Raw genomic sequence first — 2,259 nt, 5'->3', positions numbered from 1 at the left:
GCCATGTACTGCAGAAGCTGAAGGCCAAGAACTGTCTCGGACGTACCTGCCAGGAAGTCTGGGGCGAACTTCAGGTCCTTAAACATCGTGAGGAACATGACGTACTGAGTCAGAAACATCGAAAGAACGCTCTTTCTGTCCGGCGCCAGCTTGATCGCTTCCTTGATCGTTAGCGGAGTCCCGGAGAGGCGCTCGAAGAGCCAGTTCTCGGCGCTGGATGAGAACGGCACCTGCTGCAAGGTCTTCAGCTCAGGGCCGTAGGCCATCTGGAGGAAGTTGTACACCGGTTCAAGAACGGTCTGAGCGCTTAGCGATGACATCGAGTAAGTCCCTTTAATGAGGTGATCCCGGATCGTAGTTGATCGGAAATCACCTTTCTACAGAGCGAAACCGTCCCGGCCTGGCTGGAGCGGTCTGCCCAGCGTGGTGGCTGGGTACTGATGAGCAGCCGAGGAAAACATGGCAAAGCCACGCACCGACAAGATTCGCAAGCAAGACGCTATTCGCCAGCGTCGGCTGCGCGCCAATCGCAAGGCCCGTAAGGCCGCCCTGGGCGCCGAGAAGATCAAGCTTGAGGCCTACGCAGGCACTCGGGCCGACATCGAGGCGGTACGCCTGGTGGGTGGCTTCGACGATGAAGCCGAGGCCATCACCCTGGGGCTGCGCCTCCTGGGCAACATGGCCCGCCGCACTCCGGCGAAGTTCCGCCACGACATCCAGCCGAGGAACCTGGTATGAGCAGCAAAGGCCGCCAACTGATCCAGATCGCCCGCCGTCAGTTGGGCATGGAAGACGACACCTACCGCGCGCTCCTGGAGCGCGTGGCCGGTGTGTCCTCGTCGACCAAGCTGACCCCGCGCCAGATCGGCCGCGTGCTGGCCGAGCTGGAGCGCCTGGGCTGGCAGTCCACCGGCAAGCCGGCAGACCGCCCAGCTCCGCAGGTATCCGATGATCGCCAGCGCCTGGTCGCCAAAATCGAAGCGTTCCTGGCCGAGGCCAAGCGCCCCTGGAGCTACGCCGAGGCGATGGGCAAGCGCATCTGCAAGGTCGATCAGATCGAGTGGATGGACTGCAAACAGCTGGGCAAGCTGGTCGCGGCCCTGGCCTATGACGCCAAGCGCAATGGGCGGCCGGTATGAACCTGGAGCAGGTGCGCGACCAGCTTCCTGGGCAGGTCCTAGAGATTGCCCAGGTCGTCGGGATGAATGCGGCGCTGCGCCTGGTGAGTGAGCTGGGGGGCACCACCTGGGAGTTTTCACGCGGCAAGGGGCGGAACGGCCAGATCAAGGTCGCCGCCCTGGTGGACATCATCGGCGACGAGGCGGCCCAGCGCCTCACCGCCCGCCTTGGCGGTGAAACCATCTACATCCCGCGCTGTGACGCGGCCCTGCGCCGGCTTCGCGACTTGGAGATTCACCGCCAGTTTGAGCAAGCTGTCCGGGAAGGCGTGGGCGCTCGGGTAGTTGTTGCCGAGCTGGCGCGAACTTATCAGCTCAGCGACCGTCGTATCTGGATCATCCTTGACCAGGTGCTGCCGCCACCGCTCGACAGCACGCCTGACCTCTTCGACTAAGCCCCGCACTCGCGGGGCTTTGTCTTTCTGCTGAACCCCTTCCTCTAAATCCGCAGTCGCCAAGTCAGCACCATGGCGGCATGGACAAATCACCGACCCACCACGCCCCCTGCAGCCCGCGCGAGTTCGCCGCGCTGGTCCTGGCTGAGTCGAGCCTGGAACGCCGCCGCAGCCTAATGGAGCGCTGTCCGTCCCACTGGCGCGACCTGGTAGAAGAGCACGTCCGAACCGGCTGGGCGCATATCCAGGCCTACCGCCAGTTCATCAGCGGCCGCCGCCGCTCGATGGCCGAAGGCCCGCAGCCTGCACCGCGCCGCGATGACACCAGCTACCGCATCAGCGACTTCAAGAAATCGGCGCCCGAGGTGGGCCAGCGTGAGCTGGCCAAGCTCAAGGCCCTGGTCGGAGGCAGCAATGGGGATTAAGGCGCGGGTCTTGGCGGCGGCGTTGCTGATCGCTACGCCCGTAGTCGGCCACTTTGAAGGCCGCGAGCTGGTCGCTTACCTGGATGCCGTAGACAAGCCGACCATCTGCGACGGCTGGACGCGAGGCGTGAAACTTGGCGACCAGGCCACGCCCGCCCAGTGCGATGCGCTGACCCGCAAGGGCCTGGAGGAAGCCGCCCAGGTGTTCGGAGCCTGGGTGCCCCAGGACGTCATCGACCGGCTGCCGGCCAAGACTATCGC

The 2,259-nt window shown here is 64.5% G+C and carries 6 protein-coding genes and 1 other RNA gene; 6 read left to right on the top strand and 1 reads right to left on the bottom strand.

The window, feature by feature from the left end; translation table 11 throughout:
• Window positions 1–320, bottom strand: a 320-nt coding sequence (locus L6D89_RS32300) for a hypothetical protein (RefSeq protein WP_236202333.1), incomplete at its 3' end; no start/stop codon positions are given.
• Window positions 321–382: 62 nt separating this feature from the next.
• On the opposite strand from L6D89_RS32300, the gene L6D89_RS32295 reads away from it, so the two are divergent.
• From L6D89_RS32295 to L6D89_RS32270, 6 genes are all read left to right on the top strand, one after another.
• An RNA gene (locus tag L6D89_RS32295) (hammerhead ribozyme type II) lies at window positions 383–454 on the top strand.
• Window positions 455–459: 5 nt separating this feature from the next.
• Window positions 460–738 carry a hypothetical protein gene (locus L6D89_RS32290; protein WP_236202332.1) on the top strand — a complete coding sequence of 93 codons (279 nt, stop codon included), beginning with the start codon at window positions 460–462 and terminating at the stop codon, window positions 736–738.
• Window positions 735–1,139, top strand: coding sequence for a gp16 family protein (locus L6D89_RS32285; RefSeq protein WP_236202331.1), 405 nt, complete (start codon window positions 735–737; stop codon window positions 1,137–1,139). Before L6D89_RS32290 ends, L6D89_RS32285 begins: the two co-directional genes overlap by 4 nt.
• The gene (locus L6D89_RS32280; protein ID WP_192401405.1) at window positions 1,136–1,573 is read left to right on the top strand and encodes a Mor transcription activator family protein; all 438 of its coding nucleotides are present in this window, start codon (window positions 1,136–1,138) and stop codon (window positions 1,571–1,573) included. Before L6D89_RS32285 ends, L6D89_RS32280 begins: the two co-directional genes overlap by 4 nt.
• Window positions 1,574–1,653: 80 nt before the next feature.
• The gene (locus tag L6D89_RS32275) at window positions 1,654–1,998 is read left to right on the top strand and encodes a hypothetical protein (protein ID WP_236202330.1); all 345 of its coding nucleotides are present in this window, start codon (window positions 1,654–1,656) and stop codon (window positions 1,996–1,998) included.
• Window positions 1,988–2,259: glycoside hydrolase family protein (locus L6D89_RS32270; protein ID WP_373875004.1), on the top strand; the 272-nt coding region annotated here is incomplete at its 3' end. The genes L6D89_RS32275 and L6D89_RS32270, both read left to right, overlap by 11 nt.

It is taken from the genome of Pseudomonas pseudonitroreducens, from assembly GCF_021603645.1.
Classification (GTDB): domain Bacteria; phylum Pseudomonadota; class Gammaproteobacteria; order Pseudomonadales; family Pseudomonadaceae; genus Pseudomonas; species Pseudomonas pseudonitroreducens.
This window is presented reverse-complemented; position numbering and strand designations above follow the sequence as displayed.

Bases quoted from the DNA above. Each gene is read 5' to 3' on its own strand.
- L6D89_RS32290 (WP_236202332.1), top strand. From the start codon at position 460: ATGGCAAAGCCACGCACCGACAAGATTCGCAAGCAAGACGCTATTCGC.
- L6D89_RS32285 (WP_236202331.1), top strand. From the start codon at position 735: ATGAGCAGCAAAGGCCGCCAACTGATCCAGATCGCCCGCCGTCAGTTG.
- L6D89_RS32280 (WP_192401405.1), top strand. From the start codon at position 1,136: ATGAACCTGGAGCAGGTGCGCGACCAGCTTCCTGGGCAGGTCCTAGAG.
- L6D89_RS32275 (WP_236202330.1), top strand. From the start codon at position 1,654: ATGGACAAATCACCGACCCACCACGCCCCCTGCAGCCCGCGCGAGTTC.